The 17,981-nt window shown below is 43.2% G+C and carries 17 protein-coding genes; 13 read left to right on the top strand and 4 right to left on the bottom strand.

Annotated features, from left to right (window positions below):
* Positions 1-11 precede the first annotated feature (11 nt).
* The 9 genes from SB658_RS07580 to sipT all read left to right on the top strand — a co-directional run bounded on the left by SB658_RS07580 (position 12) and on the right by sipT (position 10,240).
* Positions 12-1,826 carry an ABC transporter ATP-binding protein gene (locus SB658_RS07580; RefSeq protein ID WP_144500792.1) on the top strand — a complete coding sequence of 605 codons (1,815 nt, stop codon included), beginning with the start codon at positions 12-14 and terminating at the stop codon, positions 1,824-1,826.
* Positions 1,827-1,935: 109 nt separating this feature from the next.
* The gene (gene yknW / locus SB658_RS07575) at positions 1,936-2,631 is read left to right on the top strand and encodes a YknW family membrane protein (RefSeq protein ID WP_021479374.1); all 696 of its coding nucleotides are present in this window, start codon (positions 1,936-1,938) and stop codon (positions 2,629-2,631) included.
* A 4-nt stretch (positions 2,632-2,635) separates the two neighbouring features.
* On the top strand, positions 2,636-3,769 hold the full coding sequence (locus SB658_RS07570; RefSeq protein ID WP_032725618.1) for an efflux RND transporter periplasmic adaptor subunit: 1,134 nt from the start codon (positions 2,636-2,638) through the stop codon (positions 3,767-3,769).
* Entirely contained in the window at positions 3,770-4,462 is a 693-nt protein-coding gene (yknY, locus tag SB658_RS07565; RefSeq protein WP_003232356.1) for an ABC transporter ATP-binding protein YknY, read from the top strand. It begins immediately after the preceding gene.
* On the top strand, positions 4,459-5,652 hold the full coding sequence (gene skiZ / locus SB658_RS07560) for a sporulation-delaying-protein transporter subunit SkiZ (protein WP_015252177.1): 1,194 nt from the start codon (positions 4,459-4,461) through the stop codon (positions 5,650-5,652). The genes yknY and skiZ overlap by 4 nt, the downstream gene beginning before the upstream one ends.
* Positions 5,653-5,931: 279 nt before the next feature.
* A complete protein-coding gene (locus tag SB658_RS07555) occupies positions 5,932-6,687 on the top strand; it encodes a DeoR/GlpR family DNA-binding transcription regulator (protein ID WP_014476685.1) in 756 nt (251 codons plus the stop codon).
* Positions 6,684-7,595, top strand: a complete 912-nt coding sequence (gene pfkB / locus SB658_RS07550; RefSeq protein WP_021479372.1) for a 1-phosphofructokinase — start codon at positions 6,684-6,686, stop codon at positions 7,593-7,595. Before SB658_RS07555 ends, pfkB begins: the two co-directional genes overlap by 4 nt.
* A gap of 14 nt (positions 7,596-7,609) precedes the next feature.
* The gene (locus tag SB658_RS07545; RefSeq protein ID WP_043857425.1) at positions 7,610-9,514 is read left to right on the top strand and encodes a PTS fructose transporter subunit IIABC; all 1,905 of its coding nucleotides are present in this window, start codon (positions 7,610-7,612) and stop codon (positions 9,512-9,514) included.
* Between the two features lie 144 nt (positions 9,515-9,658).
* Entirely contained in the window at positions 9,659-10,240 is a 582-nt protein-coding gene (gene sipT / locus SB658_RS07540) for a signal peptidase I sipT (protein ID WP_003232348.1), read from the top strand.
* 33 nt (positions 10,241-10,273) lie between these two features.
* Here the strand turns inward: sipT and SB658_RS07535 are convergent, their stop codons facing one another.
* Positions 10,274-10,543: a hypothetical protein gene (locus SB658_RS07535; RefSeq protein WP_003232345.1), complete on the bottom strand. Its 270-nt coding sequence runs from the start codon at positions 10,541-10,543 to the stop codon at positions 10,274-10,276.
* Positions 10,544-10,723: 180 nt separating this feature from the next.
* On the opposite strand from SB658_RS07535, the gene SB658_RS07530 reads away from it, so the two are divergent.
* The gene (locus SB658_RS07530) at positions 10,724-12,346 is read left to right on the top strand and encodes an ABC-F family ATP-binding cassette domain-containing protein (RefSeq protein WP_003232344.1); all 1,623 of its coding nucleotides are present in this window, start codon (positions 10,724-10,726) and stop codon (positions 12,344-12,346) included.
* Between the two features lie 57 nt (positions 12,347-12,403).
* The gene (locus SB658_RS07525; RefSeq protein WP_144500791.1) at positions 12,404-13,315 is read left to right on the top strand and encodes a ketopantoate reductase family protein; all 912 of its coding nucleotides are present in this window, start codon (positions 12,404-12,406) and stop codon (positions 13,313-13,315) included.
* 33 nt (positions 13,316-13,348) lie between these two features.
* Here the strand turns inward: SB658_RS07525 and SB658_RS07520 are convergent, their stop codons facing one another.
* The 3 genes from SB658_RS07520 to mreBH all read right to left on the bottom strand — a co-directional run bounded on the left by SB658_RS07520 (position 13,349) and on the right by mreBH (position 15,932).
* Positions 13,349-14,581 carry an aminopeptidase gene (locus tag SB658_RS07520; protein ID WP_144500790.1) on the bottom strand — a complete coding sequence of 411 codons (1,233 nt, stop codon included), beginning with the start codon at positions 14,579-14,581 and terminating at the stop codon, positions 13,349-13,351.
* A 108-nt stretch (positions 14,582-14,689) separates the two neighbouring features.
* The gene (locus tag SB658_RS07515; RefSeq protein WP_003238865.1) at positions 14,690-14,824 is read right to left on the bottom strand and encodes a protein YkpC; all 135 of its coding nucleotides are present in this window, start codon (positions 14,822-14,824) and stop codon (positions 14,690-14,692) included.
* 100 nt (positions 14,825-14,924) lie between these two features.
* Positions 14,925-15,932: a cell shape-determining protein MreBH gene (gene mreBH, locus SB658_RS07510; RefSeq protein WP_003245743.1), complete on the bottom strand. Its 1,008-nt coding sequence runs from the start codon at positions 15,930-15,932 to the stop codon at positions 14,925-14,927.
* 283 nt (positions 15,933-16,215) lie between these two features.
* Between mreBH and abhA the strand changes: the two genes are divergently transcribed.
* Together abhA and kinC are read left to right on the top strand one after the other, a co-directional pair.
* On the top strand, positions 16,216-16,494 hold the full coding sequence (gene abhA, locus SB658_RS07505) for a transcriptional regulator AbhA (protein WP_003244728.1): 279 nt from the start codon (positions 16,216-16,218) through the stop codon (positions 16,492-16,494).
* A 189-nt stretch (positions 16,495-16,683) separates the two neighbouring features.
* Positions 16,684-17,970 carry a two-component sensor histidine kinase KinC gene (gene kinC, locus SB658_RS07500; protein WP_021479369.1) on the top strand — a complete coding sequence of 429 codons (1,287 nt, stop codon included), beginning with the start codon at positions 16,684-16,686 and terminating at the stop codon, positions 17,968-17,970.
* The last annotated feature ends 11 nt before the right edge of the window (positions 17,971-17,981 follow it).

Raw genomic sequence — 17,981 nt, 5'->3', positions numbered from 1 at the left:
GGAGGGGCCAAATGAAACAAACGAAAAAACAGGGGATTTTAGAGCGTTTCTATTACTCTTCAGATGAAATCATTGAAAAGCCGTTTAACTGGGCTCAAATGTGGCGGCTGCTGAGCTATGTCAAACCATATCGAAAAACAATTTTGCCGCTTTCTTTTCTCACCGTATTGATTGGCACTGCTGTGAAGCTTGTGATCCCCATTCTGATCGGCGTTTATGTTCTTGATCAAGCGATTACAGGAAGAAACTCGGAGCTGCTGATTCAGCTCATTTTTATTATTAGCGGTTTATATGTCCTCAATTACGCCGCCAATGTGTTAAGAATCAGGTGGATGAATCAGCTTGGCCAGCATGTCATTTACGATTTGCGACAGCATTTATTTACCCATGTGCAGCGCTTATCCCATCGATTTTTTGATCAGCGGTCGGCGGGATCGATCTTAGTCAGGATCATGAATGATATTAACTCTCTTCAGGAGCTCTTTACAAGCGGAGTCATCAATTTGTTGACCGACTTGCTGCTTCTGGCCGGCGTGATTATCATTTTGTTTACGCTGAGCCCTGAGCTGACTATAGCCATCATGGTGACATTGCCGATTATGTTTTTTATTTCAACAAGTCTCAGAAAAAAAATACGCCGATCCTGGCAAACGGTACGGCTAAAGCAATCGAAGCTCAACTCTCATCTAAACGAAAGCATTCAGGGCATCCGGGTCACACAGGCATTTACGCAGGAAGAAGAAAACATGGCGTATTTTGACGGTGTCAATCAGGAGAACTACGAATCATGGCGGGAAGCAACTAGAAAAAATGCCATGTTCCGTCCGCTTGTAGAAATGACGAATGCGATTGGGACGGCTGTCTTGATTTGGTATGGAGCCACACTCATCATGAATGAAACCATTACGATTGGCGTCTTCGTTTCTTTTGCTTTCTATCTGGGAATGTTTTGGGAACCTATTTCGAGACTGGGTCAGGTCTATAATCAGCTGTTAATGGGGATGGCATCATCAGAACGGATTTTTGAGTTTCTGGACGAACAGCCAAATGTCAAGGAGAAGCCGAATGCCATTCATAAGGAAAAGATAAATGGGGAGATCAGTTTTGAAGAGGTTGAGTTTTCGTATGATGAAAAACGAAAAGCCCTTCACGCCGTTTCTTTCTCTATTCCGGCGGGCTCAACGCTTGCGCTTGTCGGGCATACAGGGAGCGGGAAGACGACGATTGCCAATTTAATCAGCCGTTTTTATGATGCGACCGGAGGCACCATTAAAATAGACGGTATACCGATTAAGGATCTTTCCCTTGCCAGTCTGCGCTCTCAAATCAGCATTGTCCTACAAGATACATTTATTTTCTCTGGGACCATCATGGAAAATATTCGTTTTGGAAGGCCAAATGCTTCGGATGAGGAGGTGATGAAAGCGTCCCAAGCGGTCGGAGCGGATGAGTTTATTTCCGATTTAGCGGAAGGATACGCAACAGAGGTAGAGGAAAGGGGCAGCGTACTGTCTGCCGGTCAGCGTCAGCTCATTTCATTTGCAAGAGCATTGCTCGCCGATCCGGCTATTATCATCCTTGACGAAGCAACGGCAAGCATTGATACAGAGACAGAAGTAAAAATTCAGCAAGCGTTAAAAACACTTCTGAAAGGGCGTACAGCAGTGATGATCGCTCACAGATTGTCTACGATCCGCGACGCCGACCGCATCATTGTTCTTGATCACGGCAGGAAAATAGAAGAAGGGAACCATGATCAGCTGCTCACTAAAGGAGGCATTTATGCCGGGCTTGTGAAAGCGCAATACAGCACAGCGATAGAATAATATGAAAAGCCTTCAATATTGAAGGCTTTTGGAATTTTATTAGAAAAACATGAAACTTTTTGATATCTTTCCCGTACTATTTGTTAGATATTCTCAAGGAGGTTTTGAAATGGAAACGAATGTAGAAAAAAACAGCGGAACGGCGACTGAAAAGCCTTCACTTTTAGGAGTGATCACAAGTCCGTCCGTTCAATTTGAAAGAATAAGAGAAAGGCCGGCTGTATGGGGACCGCTTTTGATTGTTGCAGCAATTATCATCGTCGGTGCCGTGCTGCAATCACTTGGTACGGATTATAGTGAGCTTTTGAAAAGCCAGGATACGCAAGGGCTATCTGCTGAACAAATGGAAACTTTCGCAACAATAACCAAAGTTGGCGGAATGGTAGGCGCTATTATCGGCGGTATCGCAGCATTATTTATTGCCCCTCTTATTTATTGGCTCTGTGTAAAAATATCAGGCGGAGTTACGACATATAAAAAAATGCTTTCTCTCGGTCTGTTTGTCTCTTTAATTAGCAGTCTCGGATTATTGGTTAATGGAATCGTTGCTTTTACGACTGACGTGAATCCTCTTTACAGCACGACGTCACTGGCAGGGATTATCCCATCTGACGGGGCTCTCGCCAGTGTGTTAAATACCTTTGAAATTTTCAGCATCTGGAGCTTTGTATTATTAGCAATCGGACTTCACAAAACGGGAGGCATCTCCAAAAAAGCCGGATGGATTTCAGCAATCATTCTATTCGGAATTTTAGTTGTATTTTCGCTTTTTTCAGGTTTAATCAATTCTGTGGCGGGTGCATAAGCTCATGAAAAAAGTCTGGATCGGAATTGGAATCGCAGTTATAGTCGCTCTTTTTGTTGGAATCAATATATACCGGTCTGCCGCTCCAACAAGCGGCAGCGCCGGCAAGGAGATACAGACGGGGAGCGTTGAAGAAAATGAAATCTCATCAACGGTTATGGTTCCTGGCACGCTAAAATTTTCAAATGAACAGTATGTCTTTTATGAAGTGGATAAAGGGACATTAGAAGACATTAAAGTTAAGGCAGGCGATAAAGTTAAAAAGGGCACGCCTTTAGTCACCTATACAAATGAGCAGCTGAGCCTGGAAAAAGAACAGAACCAGTTAACGTCTGAATCCAACCGGCTTCAAATTGACCAAATTCAAGAAAAGTTAAAAGCCTTAGACAGCAAAGAAAGAGAACTGGAAAAACAGGTAGGAAAGAAAGAAGCAGAAAAACAAATCGAATCTGAACGGACAGAGCTTCAAATGCAGAAAAAAACAGCGGAGATCGAATTAAAACAAACCGAGCTTCAGCGGCAGTCACTTGCCAACCGGGTGTCAGATTTAGAAGTGAAAAGCGAAATTGAAGGCACCGTTATTTCTGTCAACCAAGAAGCGGCATCCAAAAAGTCAGATATTCAAGAGCCTGTCATACATATCGGCAACCCAAAAGACCTTGTCGTCTCAGGGAAATTGTCTGAATACGATACATTGAAAGTCAAAAAAGGCCAGAAGGTCACACTCACTTCAGATGTAATACAGGGTAAAACATGGAAAGGTACGGTTTCCGCAGTCGGGCTTGTTCCGGATCAGCAGGAGAGCGCTGCGGCACAAGGAACAGAACAGGCGGTCCAATACCCGCTTCAAGTGAAAATAAAAGGAAATCTTCCAGAAGGAAAGCCAGGCTTTAAATTTATCATGAATATTGAAACAGATAAACGGAAAGCAAATACGCTTCCTTCAAAGGCAGTCAAAAAAGAAGATGACCAATATTATGTGTATACAGTAAAAGACGGAAAAGCAAAGCGAGTTGATGTCAAAATCGGCGAAGTGACAGATGACCTGACAGAAATTAAAGAGGGGCTTACCCAAGATGATCAAGTCATTTTGAATCCATCTGATCAGGTGACTGACGGAATGGAAGTGAAATCTTAAATGATTCAGCTTTCTAATGTGCGAAAAAGCTACCAGATCGGAAAGGAAACGTTTGATGTTCTCCATTCTATTGATTTGGACATTCATCAAGGTGAATATGTCTCGATTATGGGACCGTCAGGATCAGGAAAATCGACGATCATGAATATTATCGGCTGTCTTGATCGGCCGACTTCCGGTACATATCAATTGGACGGCGAAGACATTTCTTCATATAAAGATAAAGAACTGGCGGCAGTCCGTAACCGGTCCATCGGTTTTGTATTTCAGCAATTTCAGCTTCTTCCGCGGCTGAACGCAAAAAAAAATGTCGAGCTGCCGATGATTTACTCCGGGATAGGCAAAAAAGAACGTCAAGAGCGGGCTGAGAGAGCATTGGAAAAGGTCGGGTTAGCCGATCGAATGCTCCACATGCCCAACGAGCTGTCGGGCGGGCAGAAGCAGCGGGTGGCGATTGCGAGGGCGATCGTGAATGAGCCGAAATTGATTTTAGCTGATGAACCGACCGGCGCGCTGGATACGAAAACAAGCGAGGCGATTATGGATCAGTTTACAGCATTAAATGCCGAGGGAACGACAATCGTTCTGGTTACTCACGAGCCTGAAGTAGCAGATTGCACGAATCGGATCGTCATGGTGCGTGACGGAAACATTGTTCCTGCCAGCTCCGGACAAAGGAGTGTGGGAGAATGAGCCTGTTAGAAAACATCAGAATGGCTCTAAGCTCTGTCCTTGCCCATAAAATGCGTTCGATCTTAACGATGCTCGGCATTATCATTGGTGTAGGCTCTGTCATTGTTGTCGTTGCGGTAGGACAGGGCGGCGAGCAAATGCTGAAGCAGTCGATCAGCGGCCCGGGAAATACTGTGGAGCTGTACTATATGCCTAGCGACGAGGAGCTTGCAAGCAACCCGAACGCCGCAGCTGAATCTACGTTTACAGAAAACGATATTAAAGGTTTAAAAGGAATAGAAGGCATTAAACAAGTCGTTGCTTCGACTTCTGAAAGTATGAAAGCGCGTTATCACGAAGAAGAAACCGATGCTACGGTTAACGGAATAAATGATGGATACATGAATGTCAATTCTTTAGAAATCGAAAGCGGCAGAACATTTACCGACAATGACTTTCTTGCGGGGAATAGAGCCGGAATCATCTCTCAAAAGATGGCTGAAGAACTGTTCGATAAAACCTCCCCTTTAGGTGAAGTTGTCTGGATAAACGGACAGCCCGTTGAAATTATCGGCGTGCTGAAAAAAGAAACAGGCTTGCTTTCTTTCGGTTTAAGTGAAATGTATGTGCCATTTAATATGATGAAATCCTCTTTTGGCACAAGTGATTTCAGTAACGTATCATTGCAGGTCGAATCAGCAGACGACATAAAATCGGCAGGAAAAGAAGCAGCACAGCTGGTAAACGACAATCATGGCACAGAGGATTCGTATCAAGTGATGAACATGGAGGAGATTGCGGCCGGAATTGGCAAGGTAACGGCAATTATGACGACGATTATCGGCTCAATTGCAGGTATTTCCCTTTTGGTCGGCGGAATCGGTGTCATGAATATCATGCTCGTATCAGTCACAGAACGGACACGGGAAATTGGAATCAGAAAATCCCTCGGTGCGACGAGGGGACAGATTCTGACTCAGTTTTTAATTGAGTCAGTCGTATTGACGCTGATTGGCGGTCTGGTCGGGATTGGTATTGGATACGGAGGGGCCGCGCTTGTTTCAGCCATTGCGGGCTGGCCGTCACTCATATCCTGGCAGGTTGTATGCGGGGGCGTGCTGTTCAGTATGCTCATTGGTGTTATTTTCGGCATGCTTCCTGCAAATAAAGCTGCAAAGCTTGATCCCATTGAAGCGCTGCGTTATGAGTAGCCTCATGCAACATGCATGAGGTTTTTTTATGTTTAGTGATTTCTACTATGAATATAAAAGACTTTTTTCATTAAAATAAGAAGAAAATGTCGTACAATTGTCCTTATTTTTGTCGAATTTACAGTTTACAAACCCTATAGACATACGTTAATATGGAGAAACGTGAAAGATTTTGATAGTTATTGAATGAATTTGAATGATTTTAGTTGCCTAAACCGAAAATAGCGTTTACAATGAAATTGTATTCAAAATGAATACGTTTTCATTAGGAGGTGAAGCATGCTAACTCCTGAACGGCATCAATTGATTATTGATCAAATAGAAAAGCATGATGTGGTAAAGATTCAAGAGCTTATAAATCTGACTAATGCTTCTGAATCAACAATCAGAAGAGATTTATCGACACTTGAAGAACGCGGTTTTTTAAAGCGCGTTCATGGTGGAGCGGCCAAGCTTTCCGATATCAGACTTGAACCCGATATGCTTGAAAAATCATCCAAAAACCTTCACGATAAACTGAAGATTGCTGAAAAAGCAGCTTCTCTTTTAGAAGAAGGGGATTGCATTTACCTTGATGCAGGCACGACGACATTGCACATGATTGATTTTATGGATAAAACCAAAGATATTGTCGTTGTCACAAACGGGGTAATGCATATCGATGCATTAATAAGGAAAGAAATTTCTTTTTATCTGCTTGGAGGATACGTAAAGCACAGAACGGGCGCGATTATTGGAGGCGCTTCACTGATTGCCATGGACCAGTACAGATTTGACAAGAGTTTTCTGGGGACAAACGGTGTCCATACAGAGGCTGGATTCACAACGCCGGACCCTGATGAAGCCCTTTTAAAACAGAAAGCGATCAAACAGGCAAAACACGCTTACGTCTTAGCAGACCCTTCGAAGTTCGGAGAAATTTCATTTTCGGCATTCGCCGGAATAGGCGACGCAACAATCATTACGACTGACGCTGAAGAGCTTACATTCGATAATTACCAAGAAAAAACTGTCGTAAAGGTAGTGAAACCATGATTTACACTGTAACACTTAATCCATCTGTCGATTATATTGTTCACGTTGAAGATTTTACTGTAGGAGGCCTGAACCGTTCTTCGTATGATACCAAGTATCCAGGGGGCAAAGGCATCAACGTATCGAGACTGCTGAAAAGACACCATGTGGCGTCTAAAGCGCTCGGATTCGTCGGCGGATTTACCGGAGAATATATCAAAACATTTTTACGGGAAGAAAACCTGGAAACAGCTTTTTCTGAAGTAAAAGGGGATACCCGTATCAATGTAAAGCTGAAAACTGGTGATGAAACTGAAATTAACGGGCAGGGACCGACAATTTCGGATGAAGATTTCAAAGCCTTTTTAGAACAGTTCCAATCTTTGCAAGAGGGAGATATCGTCGTTCTTGCAGGAAGCATTCCAGCTTCACTCCCTCACGATACTTATGAAAAAATCGCAGAGGCCTGCAAACAGCAGAACGCACGAGTTGTTCTGGATATCTCAGGCGAGGCTCTTTTGAAAGCAACAGAAATGAAACCATTTTTGATGAAGCCAAATCATCATGAGCTTGGAGAAATGTTCGGCACGACTATTACATCTGTTGAGGAAGCCGTTCCTTATGGGAAAAAGCTTGTAGAACAAGGCGCTGAACATGTAATTGTATCAATGGCCGGAGACGGAGCGCTTCTGTTTACGAACGAAGCTGTTTATTTTGCTAACGTGCCAAAGGGGAAATTGGTAAACTCAGTCGGAGCAGGGGATTCCGTTGTTGCAGGTTTCCTTGCCGGAATTTCCAAACAGCTGCCGCTTGAAGAAGCATTCCGCTTAGGAGTTACTTCAGGCAGTGCTACCGCGTTCTCTGAAGAACTTGGAACAGAAGAATTTGTCCAGCAGCTTCTTCCTGAAGTTAAGGTCACACGTCTATAGAGGAGGAAACACAAGTGAAAATAACTGAGCTTTTAACGAAGCATACGATAAAGCTTAATATTGAGAGCAAAGAAAAAGAAAATGTTATTGACGAAATGGTCACTGTTCTTGATAAGGCTGGAAAGTTAAATGACCGACAAGCCTATAAAGAAGCCATTTTAAATCGCGAAAGCCAAAGCTCCACGGGTATCGGTGAAGGAATCGCTATCCCCCATGCGAAAACGGCAAGCGTTATCAACCCGGCGATCGCGTTCGGACGTTCAAAAGACGGCGTCGATTATGAATCATTAGACGGCCAGCCGGCTCACTTAGTGTTCATGATCGCGGCGACTGAAGGCGCAAACAACACTCACCTTGAAGCATTGTCAAGACTTTCAACGCTGTTAATGCGTGAAGAAATCCGTAAGCAGCTCCTTGAAGCTGAGTCTGAAGATGCCATCATCGACATTATTAATCAGCACGATAAAGATGATGACGAAGAGGAAGAAGAAGAAGCGGCACCAGCACCTGCCGGAAAAGGAAAAATTTTAGCGGTTACTGCATGTCCGACAGGTATTGCCCATACATTCATGGCTGCGGATGCCCTTAAAGAAAAAGCGAAAGAGCTTGGAGTGGAAATTAAGGTCGAAACAAATGGGTCAAGCGGCATTAAGCACAAGCTCACTGCCCAAGAAATCGAAGATGCCCCTGCAATCATTGTCGCAGCGGACAAGCAGGTTGAAATGGAACGTTTTAAAGGCAAGCGCGTACTTCAAGTTCCTGTAACGGCGGGTATCAGACGTCCGCAAGAGCTTATCGAAAAAGCGATGAATCAAGATGCGCCGATTTATCAAGGCAGCGGCGGCGGTTCAGCAGCTTCAAACGACGATGAAGAAGCGAGAGGCAAGTCTGGAAGCGGTATCGGAAACGCGTTTTATAAGCACCTGATGAGCGGTGTCAGCAACATGCTTCCGTTCGTAGTCGGCGGCGGTATTCTCGTTGCGATTTCATTCTTCTGGGGAATTCACTCTGCTGATCCGAATGATCCTAGCTACAACACGTTTGCAGCAGCATTAAACTTTATCGGCGGCGACAATGCATTAAAACTGATTGTTGCAGTTCTGGCCGGTTTCATTGCGATGAGTATTGCAGATCGTCCTGGTTTTGCGCCTGGTATGGTCGGCGGTTTTATGGCTACTCAAGCGAATGCTGGATTCTTAGGCGGCTTAATTGCCGGATTCCTTGCCGGTTATGTTGTGATTTTACTGAAAAAAGTATTTACGTTTATCCCTCAGTCACTTGATGGATTAAAACCTGTTTTGATTTACCCGCTGTTCGGTATTTTTATCACTGGCGTATTAATGCAATTTGTCGTCAATACACCTGTAGCGGCATTTATGAATTTCTTAACAAACTGGCTTGAAAGCCTTGGTACTGGAAACCTTGTGTTAATGGGTATTATCTTGGGCGGCATGATGGCGATCGATATGGGTGGCCCGCTTAATAAAGCAGCCTTTACGTTCGGTATCGCCATGATCGATGCAGGCAACTATGCGCCTCATGCAGCAATCATGGCCGGCGGTATGGTTCCTCCGCTTGGTATCGCACTTGCAACAACCATTTTCAGAAACAAATTCACTCAGCGTGACCGTGAAGCTGGTATTACATGCTATTTCATGGGAGCTGCTTTCGTAACAGAGGGAGCGATCCCATTTGCTGCGGCTGATCCGCTTCGCGTCATACCAGCTGCTGTAGTCGGTGCAGCTGTTGCCGGCGGATTAACTGAATTCTTCCGAGTAACGCTTCCGGCGCCTCATGGAGGAGTATTCGTAGCTTTCATTACAAACCATCCGATGCTTTACCTTTTAAGTATCGTGATCGGTGCTGTCGTGATGGCAATTATCCTCGGTATCGTCAAAAAACCTGTTACAGAAAAATAAGAAAAAAAGCGTCCTTGGTTCGAAAGGACGCTTTTTCTTATCCGGCCGGCAGGGAGCGCGGTTAAGTTATGTATTTTATTCTTTTTTATGATAAAGTAAAAGAAGAGAAACAACTGACATAGCAATTGTCTAGGAGGAAACACTTTGACCGAGGAAAAAAATACGAATACTGAGAAAACGGCGAAGAAAAAAACCAATACGTACCTGGAATGGGGTAAAGCGATTGTCATCGCTGTTCTGCTGGCTCTCCTGATCCGTCACTTTTTGTTTGAACCGTATTTAGTTGAAGGTTCATCTATGTATCCCACATTACATGACGGAGAAAGGCTGTTTGTGAATAAAACAGTCAACTATATCGGCGAGCTGAAGCGCGGAGATATCGTTATTATCAACGGTGAAACTTCTAAAATCCATTATGTAAAAAGATTGATCGGAAAGCCTGGAGAAACCGTTCAAATGAAGGATGACACGCTTTATATAAACGGTAAAAAAGTAGCCGAGCCTTACTTGTCTAAAAACAAGAAGGAAGCAGAAAAACTTGGTGTCAGTCTGACAGGAGACTTTGGACCGGTTAAGGTTCCGAAAGGCAAATACTTTGTCATGGGAGATAACCGGCTGAATTCTATGGACAGCCGAAACGGGCTGGGACTGATCGCGGAAGATCGAATTGTCGGCACATCGAAGTTTGTCTTTTTCCCGTTTAACGAAATGCGTCAAACAAAATAAAAACGCCTTGCTGGCCTAGGACAGCAGGCGTTTTTATTTTGAAAAAGAAGCGACCAATGCAATGCATAAAACCGTGATGAACACTGAACCGATAATAGCTAGCACACTGAAGAAAAGGTGAACCTGTTTGTTCTCTTTTCCGCGCTTTTCTAAAAGCCGTTTAGAAAAAATGTGTGAAAATATGTAAATAAGGGCTATGCCTATATATAAGCCGATATCTTTGGCGGTAAAGCCTGTTACGGCAAGGTAAAAGCCCGTAAAAAAGATCAGTAAGCAATATTCAGTAAGTGTTAAAAGCCTCAACGTGTTCCTCCATGAGAGTGTGTAATTTTCCGAGCGGATGCATTCTCTCTCTTTAATTGTAACACAGCTGGCTGGTTTGGGTGTATAAGTGTTTTCTCTCTGTTTTATCAGGGAATCATTTCTCTTGCCCTGCATTCATGGTATACTTTTATTGATGATAGACATGATGGAGGATAATAAATGATTGCTGTAAATAATGTAAGCTTGCGGTTTGCGGATCGCAAGTTATTTGAAGATGTTAATATTAAATTTACCCCAGGCAACTGCTATGGGTTAATTGGTGCAAACGGTGCCGGTAAATCAACGTTTCTAAAGGTGCTGTCAGGCGAAATCGAGCCTCAGACAGGCGACGTGCATATGAGTCCTGGCGAGCGTCTTGCCGTCTTGAAGCAGAACCATTTTGAGTACGAAGAGTATGAAGTGCTGAAAGTAGTCATTATGGGCCACAAACGCCTGTATGAAGTCATGCAGGAGAAAGACGCTATTTACATGAAGCCTGATTTCTCAGATGAGGATGGGATTCGTGCTGCTGAGCTAGAAGGTGAATTTGCGGAACTGAACGGTTGGGAAGCGGAAAGTGAAGCTGCGATCCTGTTAAAAGGCCTTGGTATCTCAGAAGATCTGCACACAAAAAAGATGGCAGACCTCGGCGGTTCGGAGAAGGTAAAAGTTCTCTTGGCACAGGCATTATTCGGCAAGCCGGATGTTCTGCTCCTCGATGAGCCGACGAACCACTTGGACCTTCAGGCAATCCAGTGGCTTGAAGAGTTTCTGATTAACTTTGAAAACACAGTTATTGTCGTATCCCATGACCGCCACTTCTTAAATAAAGTATGCACGCACATTGCCGACCTTGATTTTAACAAAATTCAAATCTATGTCGGAAACTATGATTTCTGGTACGAGTCAAGCCAACTGGCGTTAAAGCTTTCTCAAGAAGCGAACAAGAAAAAAGAAGAGCAGATTAAACAGCTTCAAGAGTTTGTCGCTAGATTCAGCGCCAATGCGTCTAAATCTAAGCAGGCTACATCAAGAAAGAAACTTCTCGAAAAAATCACGCTGGATGATATTAAACCGTCTTCCCGCCGCTATCCTTATGTTAACTTCACGCCGGAACGGGAAATCGGAAATGATGTTCTTCGCGTGGAAGGCTTAACAAAAACAATTGATGGCGTAAAGGTGCTTGACAATGTCAGCTTTATTATGAATCGAGAAGATAAAATTGCTTTCACTGGCCGAAACGAACTTGCTGTTACTACGCTGTTTAAAATCATTTCCGGGGAAATGGAAGCTGACAGCGGAACGTTTAAATGGGGTGTTACCACATCTCAGGCGTATTTTCCAAAAGACAACAGCGAATATTTCGAAGGCAGTGATCTGAACCTTGTAGACTGGCTTCGCCAATATTCTCCGCACGACCAAAGTGAGAGCTTTTTACGCGGCTTCTTAGGACGCATGCTGTTCTCTGGAGAGGAAGTCCACAAAAAAGCAAACGTACTCTCCGGGGGAGAAAAGGTCCGCTGTATGCTGTCGAAAGCGATGCTTTCTGGCGCCAATATTTTAATTTTGGATGAGCCAACTAACCATTTAGACCTAGAGTCCATTACAGCGCTCAATAACGGCTTAATCAGCTTTAAAGGCGCTATGCTGTTTACTTCCCATGACCATCAGTTTGTGCAGACCATTGCCAACAGAATTATAGAAATTACACCTAACGGCATCGTCGATAAGCAAATGAGCTATGACGAGTTCCTTGAAAATGCTGATGTGCAGAAAAAATTGACTGAACTATACGCGGAATAAAAAAAGCAGAGATTTCTCTGCTTTTTTTGATACCTAAATATGAAAGGAGATCACAACATGAAATTTTTAGTTGTCGGAGCAGGTGGAGTAGGTGGGTATATTGGCGGACGGCTTTCGGAGAAAGGAAATGATTTGACATTTCTCGTGCGCCAAAAACGAGCTGAGCAGCTGAAAAAAACCGGGCTTGTCATCCATAGTGAAAAAGGGAATGTATCATTTCAGCCCGAACTAATCAGTGCCGGAGAAACAGGGCAATTTGATGTCGTTATCATTGCTTCTAAAGCATACTCGCTTGGCCAAGTGATAGACGATGTCAAACCATTTATCCATCAGGAATCTGTCATTATCCCTTTTTTAAATGGGTACCGCCACTATGAGCAGCTATTTGCGGCATTTTCAAAAGAACAGGTGCTGGGCGGCCTGTGTTTTATAGAAAGTGCTTTAGACAACAAAGGAGAAATTCATCATACGAGCACATCGCATCGTTTTGTATTTGGAGAATGGAACGGCGAGCGTACGGAGCGGATAAGAGCGCTTGAAGAGGCATTTTCAGGTGTGAAGGCTGAAGTCATCATTAGCGGGCATATCGAGAAGGACATTTGGAAAAAGTATCTCTTTATTGCAGCGCAAGCGGGGATCACAACGTTATTTCAACGACCGCTTGGCCCAATCCTCGCCACAGAAGCCGGACGTCACACGGCCCAAACTCTTATTGGGGAAATTTGCGCTGTTTTACGAAAAGAAGGTGTTCCGGCTGATCCGGATCTTGAGGAAGAGAGCTTTCGTACGATGACCAGCATGTCTTACCATATGAAGTCATCCATGCTTCGGGATATGGAAAACGGCCAAACGACAGAAGGCGACCACCTGCATGGATTTTTGCTTGAAAAAGTTAAACGTTTATCTCTCGCTGCACCAGTATTAGAAACCGTTTATGCGAATCTGCAAATGTATGAAGCAGAAAAATAAAAAAAGGAGGCGGAAAAGCCTCCTTTTATTTACTTAAAAAGCCCAATTTCCGTTTCTGAAGATAGGCTCTCTTTTCCCGTCTGCCGTAATTCCGTCAATATTCATATCCTTAGAACCGATCATAAAGTCCACGTGTGTAATGCTCTCATTTAGGCCTTCTTTGACAAGCTCTTCACGAGACATCTGCTTTCCGCCTTCAATATTAAAGGCATAGGCGCTTCCGATCGCCAAATGATTTGACGCGTTTTCATCAAACAGCGTGTTATAGAAAAGAATGTTTGATTGTGATATAGGCGAATCGTAAGGAACAAGTGCCACTTCACCTAAATAGTGAGAACCTTCATCTGTTTCCACCAGTTCTTTTAAAATATCCTCACCTTTTTCAGCTTTAATGTCGACTATACGGCCATTTTCAAACGTCAGGGTGAAATTTTCAATAATATTTCCGCCGTAGCTTAATGGTTTTGTGCTTGATACCACACCGTCAACCCCGTCTTTTTGCGGCAGCGTGAACACTTCTTCTGTCGGCATATTGGCCATAAACTCATGGCCGCTTTCATTCACGCTTCCCGCACCTGCCCAAACATGCTTCCTAGGCAGCTTAATTGTTAAATCAGTTCCTTCAGCTTGATAATGTAAGGCAGCGTAATGTCTCTCGTTCAAATGGTCAACTTTTTCATGAAGATTTTGGTCATGATTGATCCACGCCTGAACCGGGTTGTCTTCATTTACGCGCGTCGCTTTAAAAATTTCTTCCCACAGAAGGTGGATCGCTTCCTCCTCTGATTTGCCAGGAAACACCTTGTGAGCCCAGCCTGCTGATGCCGCACCTACGACAGTCCAGCTGACTTTGTCTGATTGAATATATTGTCTGTATGTATGTAATGCTTTGCCTGCTGCTTTTTGGAATGCCGCAATCCGTTTGGAATCTATACCTTTTAGCAAGTCTGGGTTTGACGACACAACATAAATGAAAGCAGCTCCATTTTTGGCAAGCTCTTCTCTGCCTTTTGCTTCCCATTCAGGATATTCTTCAAATGCTTCAAACGGCGCAAGTTCGTATTTTAATTTGGCGACTTCGTCATCCTGCCAATTCACGGTGACGTTTTTTGCGCCCTTTTCATATGCGTGTTTTACAATTAAACGGACAAAATCCCGAACGTCTGTTGAAGCATTTACGACTACATACTGGCCTTTTTGGACATTAACGCCGACTTCTACCGCCAGCTGTGCATATGTATTTAATTTCTGTGAAAATGAATCCATGAATCATTCCTCCAAGCTTTTTTCTCATCATATCAAATATGATCCTATAAAGGAAAGAAGGAGCCCAAAGTGAAAAACCCAAAACGACACGTCTTGGGTTTTTCAATATTATGGATGATTCAGTTTTACAGTGCCGCCTGCAGGCGAATGAGGCATATTTGCCAAAGAAATGCTCATGCCTCCAAGAATAATTCCGCTTAAAATGGCTGCGATCGCTACTCTTCTTCCTAAATCTCTTAGCATCTGTTTCCTCCTTAACGTTTCTCCATTTCCCACAATATGAAGGAAGTGAGGAAAAAAGAAGCAAGAAATTTGCCGCGTGTGAGAATTTTGCGGGTAAAGACTATTTAATTGCCTTTTGCAGCTTATCAATCACTTCTAAAGAACGGCCTGTGCCGATTGCTACAGATTCAAGCGGGTTTTGCGCCACGTGTACAGGCACGACAATCTCTTCTGTGAGCCATTCTTTAATTCCATTAAGGAGCGCGCCGCCGCCTGTTAAAATAACGCCGCGATCAACAATATCTCCGCTCAATTCAGGCGGACAGTCCTCAAGTGTCGCTCTGATGGCTTCAAGAATATGCAGGAGGGATTCACGCATTGCATCTTGAATTTCGTTGGATTGAAGCATAATGGTTTTTGGAAGACCTGTCACGAGGTCGCGTCCCCGAATTTCCATTGCCTCTGGTATATGTTCAATCAGAGCATGGCCAATTTCCATTTTTACCTGCTCAGCTGTGCGTTCGCCGATCAGCAAATTGTATTTTTTACGGACGAAAGAAACGATATCCTCATCAAGCTGGTCTCCGCCGATCCTGATAGAATGGCAGGAAACAACGCCACCGAAGGAAATAATAGCGACCTCTGTCGTCCCTCCGCCGATATCTACTACCACATTGGCAACCGGCTCATCAACCGGTAAATCCGCTCCGATGGCGGCTGCAACTGGCTCTTCGATTAAATGAACGTTTTTCGCGCCGCAATTTTTCACCGCATCACTGATGGCGCGGCGTTCTACTGCTGTTGAGCCTGATGGTGTGCAAACGACTACGTTCGGTTTTCTGAACGACATGCCGATGCTTTTTGCGGCTTTTTTCATAATGTGCTTTAGCAGGTCAGTTGTCATATCATAGTCTGCGATCACGCCATCTTTCATCGGTCTGACAGCGACAATTTTTCCCGGTGTTTTACCGATCATGTTTTTCGCATCAGCTCCGATTGCAAGCACTGCTTTTGTCGTCGTATCCACTGCGACAACAGATGGTTCATTTAGGATAATCCCTTTATTTTTGCTGTAAACAAGTATATTAGCTGTTCCTAAGTCAATCCCGATTTCAGTTGATTGAAACATGTTTTCACCCAATCTCTATCCTAATTTAATATGATTCTACATTTAAAGTTTCTCAGAAATACTGCGATTTTTGGGGGTGTGCGTCGGTAAAGAAATGTTTTTGTAAAAAATCAAGGAACTGTGTAACAGAAGTAATACATTTTTCAGTTTTATGGAAAAAATATCTTGTAATTCTTATAGAAAGCGGGAAACTTTTTCAAAGTTTCATTCGTCTACGATATATTGAGGTACATCCTTAAAACATTACATGAGAAAAGAAACATTTAAAGGAAGAAGGGTTTTTATGAAATCAATAGGTGTTGTGAGAAAAGTAGATGAATTAGGCCGCATTGTCATGCCGATTGAGTTGAGACGGGCATTGGATATTGCCATAAAAGACAGCATTGAGTTTTTTGTTGACGGAGATAAAATTATCTTGAAAAAGTACAAACCTCATGGCGTTTGTTTAATGACTGGAGAAATCACTTCAGAAAATAAAGAATACGGCAACGGTAAAATTACGCTAAGCCCTGAGGGTGCACAGCTGCTTCTCGAAGAAATTCAAGCCGCTTTAAAAGAATAAAATTATGCTAAAAAAGGCGGAGTGATATCACCTCCGCCTTTTTTGCGTGCCAATTTTTGATTACCGCCGCCTAAGATATGACATCAAGATATTTGGTAATGAATGATTTGGGATACTTTACATATTTTACTCAATTATTTGTCGAAGAATGGTACAATAAGTAGAGAAACACAAGCGGCAGGTGGTCATATGAGAAAATATCAAGCTCGTATCATTTCCATCATTTTGGCAATGATTTTTATAATGTTTTGGGATTATTTATTTTATTTTATAGGCAAAAACCCGATTAATTGGCCTGTTGATATTGTGTATACTGCAGTCACGCTGGTAAGTGTCTGGATGCTGGCTTATTATATTGATGAGAAACAGCAGCTGGTTAAGAAAATGAAGGATAACGAATGGAAGTATAAACAGCTTTCTGAAGAAAAAAACCGCATCATGGATAATTTGCAGGAAATCGTATTTCAAACGAATGCAAAAGGCGAAATTACATATTTAAACCAAGCGTGGGCATCAATAACCGGCTTTTCAATCAGTGAATGTATGGGAACAATGTATAACGATTACTTCATAAAAGAAAAGCACGTAGCCGACCACATTAACACCCAAATCCAAAACAAAGCGTCTTCTGGCATGTTTACGGCAAAATACGTGACAAAGAACGGCACGATTTTTTGGGGAGAAGTTCATTATAAACTTTACTATGACCGGGATGACCAATTTACAGGCAGCCTGGGTACAATGTCAGATATCACTGAGCGGAAAGAGGCTGAAGATGAGCTCATTGAGATTAATGAACGGCTGGCGAGGGAATCCCAGAAACTATCAATCACAAGTGAACTTGCCGCAGGTATTGCTCATGAGGTCAGAAACCCTTTAACATCTGTCAGCGGTTTCCTCCAGATTATGAAAACACAATATCCGGACAGAAAAGACTATTTTGACATCATCTTTTCAGAGATTAAAAGAATCGATTTAGTGCTCAGCGAGCTGCTGCTGCTTGCAAAACCGCAGGCAATCAGATTTAAAACACACCAGCTTAATGAGATCTTGAAACAAGTCACGACATTGCTTGATACCAATGCAATTCTGTCCAATATCGTCATAGAGAAAAATTTCAAAGAGACAGATGGCTGTATGATTAATGGAGACGAAAATCAGCTGAAGCAGGTCTTTATCAACATCATTAAAAACGGAATTGAGGCAATGCCAAAGGGTGGTGTCGTAACCATTTCAACTGCTAAAACCGCCTCTCATGCAGTGATAAGCGTAAAGGATGAAGGAAACGGCATGCCGCAGGAAAAGCTGAAGCAGATTGGCAAACCTTTTTATTCAACAAAAGAAAAGGGCACTGGACTGGGACTTCCCATTTGTTTGAGAATCCTGAAGGAACATGACGGGGAATTGAAAATCGAAAGTGAAGCTGGAAAAGGCAGCGTCTTTCAAGTGGTTTTGCCTTTAAAATCAGACAGCTGAGAGGAGAAAAA

This window comes from Bacillus sp. SIMBA_008 (assembly GCF_046535495.1).
GTDB classification, from domain to species: domain Bacteria; phylum Bacillota; class Bacilli; order Bacillales; family Bacillaceae; genus Bacillus; species Bacillus subtilis.
Note: the sequence above shows the minus strand (reverse complement) of the source record. Positions and strands in the feature narration are given on the sequence as shown.

Excerpts from the sequence above, each read along its gene's own strand:
- SB658_RS07525 (WP_144500791.1), top strand. The coding sequence starts at position 12,404 with ATGAAATTTTTAGTTGTCGGAGCAGGTGGAGTAGGTGGGTATATTGGC.
- abhA (WP_003244728.1), top strand. The coding sequence starts at position 16,216 with ATGAAATCAATAGGTGTTGTGAGAAAAGTAGATGAATTAGGCCGCATT.
- pfkB (WP_021479372.1), top strand. The coding sequence starts at position 6,684 with ATGATTTACACTGTAACACTTAATCCATCTGTCGATTATATTGTTCAC.
- SB658_RS07520 (WP_144500790.1), bottom strand. The coding sequence starts at position 14,581 with ATGGATTCATTTTCACAGAAATTAAATACATATGCACAGCTGGCGGTA.
- yknY (WP_003232356.1), top strand. The coding sequence starts at position 3,770 with ATGATTCAGCTTTCTAATGTGCGAAAAAGCTACCAGATCGGAAAGGAA.
- yknW (WP_021479374.1), top strand. The coding sequence starts at position 1,936 with ATGGAAACGAATGTAGAAAAAAACAGCGGAACGGCGACTGAAAAGCCT.
- SB658_RS07570 (WP_032725618.1), top strand. The coding sequence starts at position 2,636 with ATGAAAAAAGTCTGGATCGGAATTGGAATCGCAGTTATAGTCGCTCTT.
- SB658_RS07515 (WP_003238865.1), bottom strand. The coding sequence starts at position 14,824 with ATGCTAAGAGATTTAGGAAGAAGAGTAGCGATCGCAGCCATTTTAAGC.
- SB658_RS07555 (WP_014476685.1), top strand. The coding sequence starts at position 5,932 with ATGCTAACTCCTGAACGGCATCAATTGATTATTGATCAAATAGAAAAG.
- SB658_RS07530 (WP_003232344.1), top strand. The coding sequence starts at position 10,724 with ATGATTGCTGTAAATAATGTAAGCTTGCGGTTTGCGGATCGCAAGTTA.
- mreBH (WP_003245743.1), bottom strand. The coding sequence starts at position 15,932 with ATGTTTCAATCAACTGAAATCGGGATTGACTTAGGAACAGCTAATATA.
- skiZ (WP_015252177.1), top strand. The coding sequence starts at position 4,459 with ATGAGCCTGTTAGAAAACATCAGAATGGCTCTAAGCTCTGTCCTTGCC.
- SB658_RS07580 (WP_144500792.1), top strand. The coding sequence starts at position 12 with ATGAAACAAACGAAAAAACAGGGGATTTTAGAGCGTTTCTATTACTCT.
- kinC (WP_021479369.1), top strand. The coding sequence starts at position 16,684 with ATGAGAAAATATCAAGCTCGTATCATTTCCATCATTTTGGCAATGATT.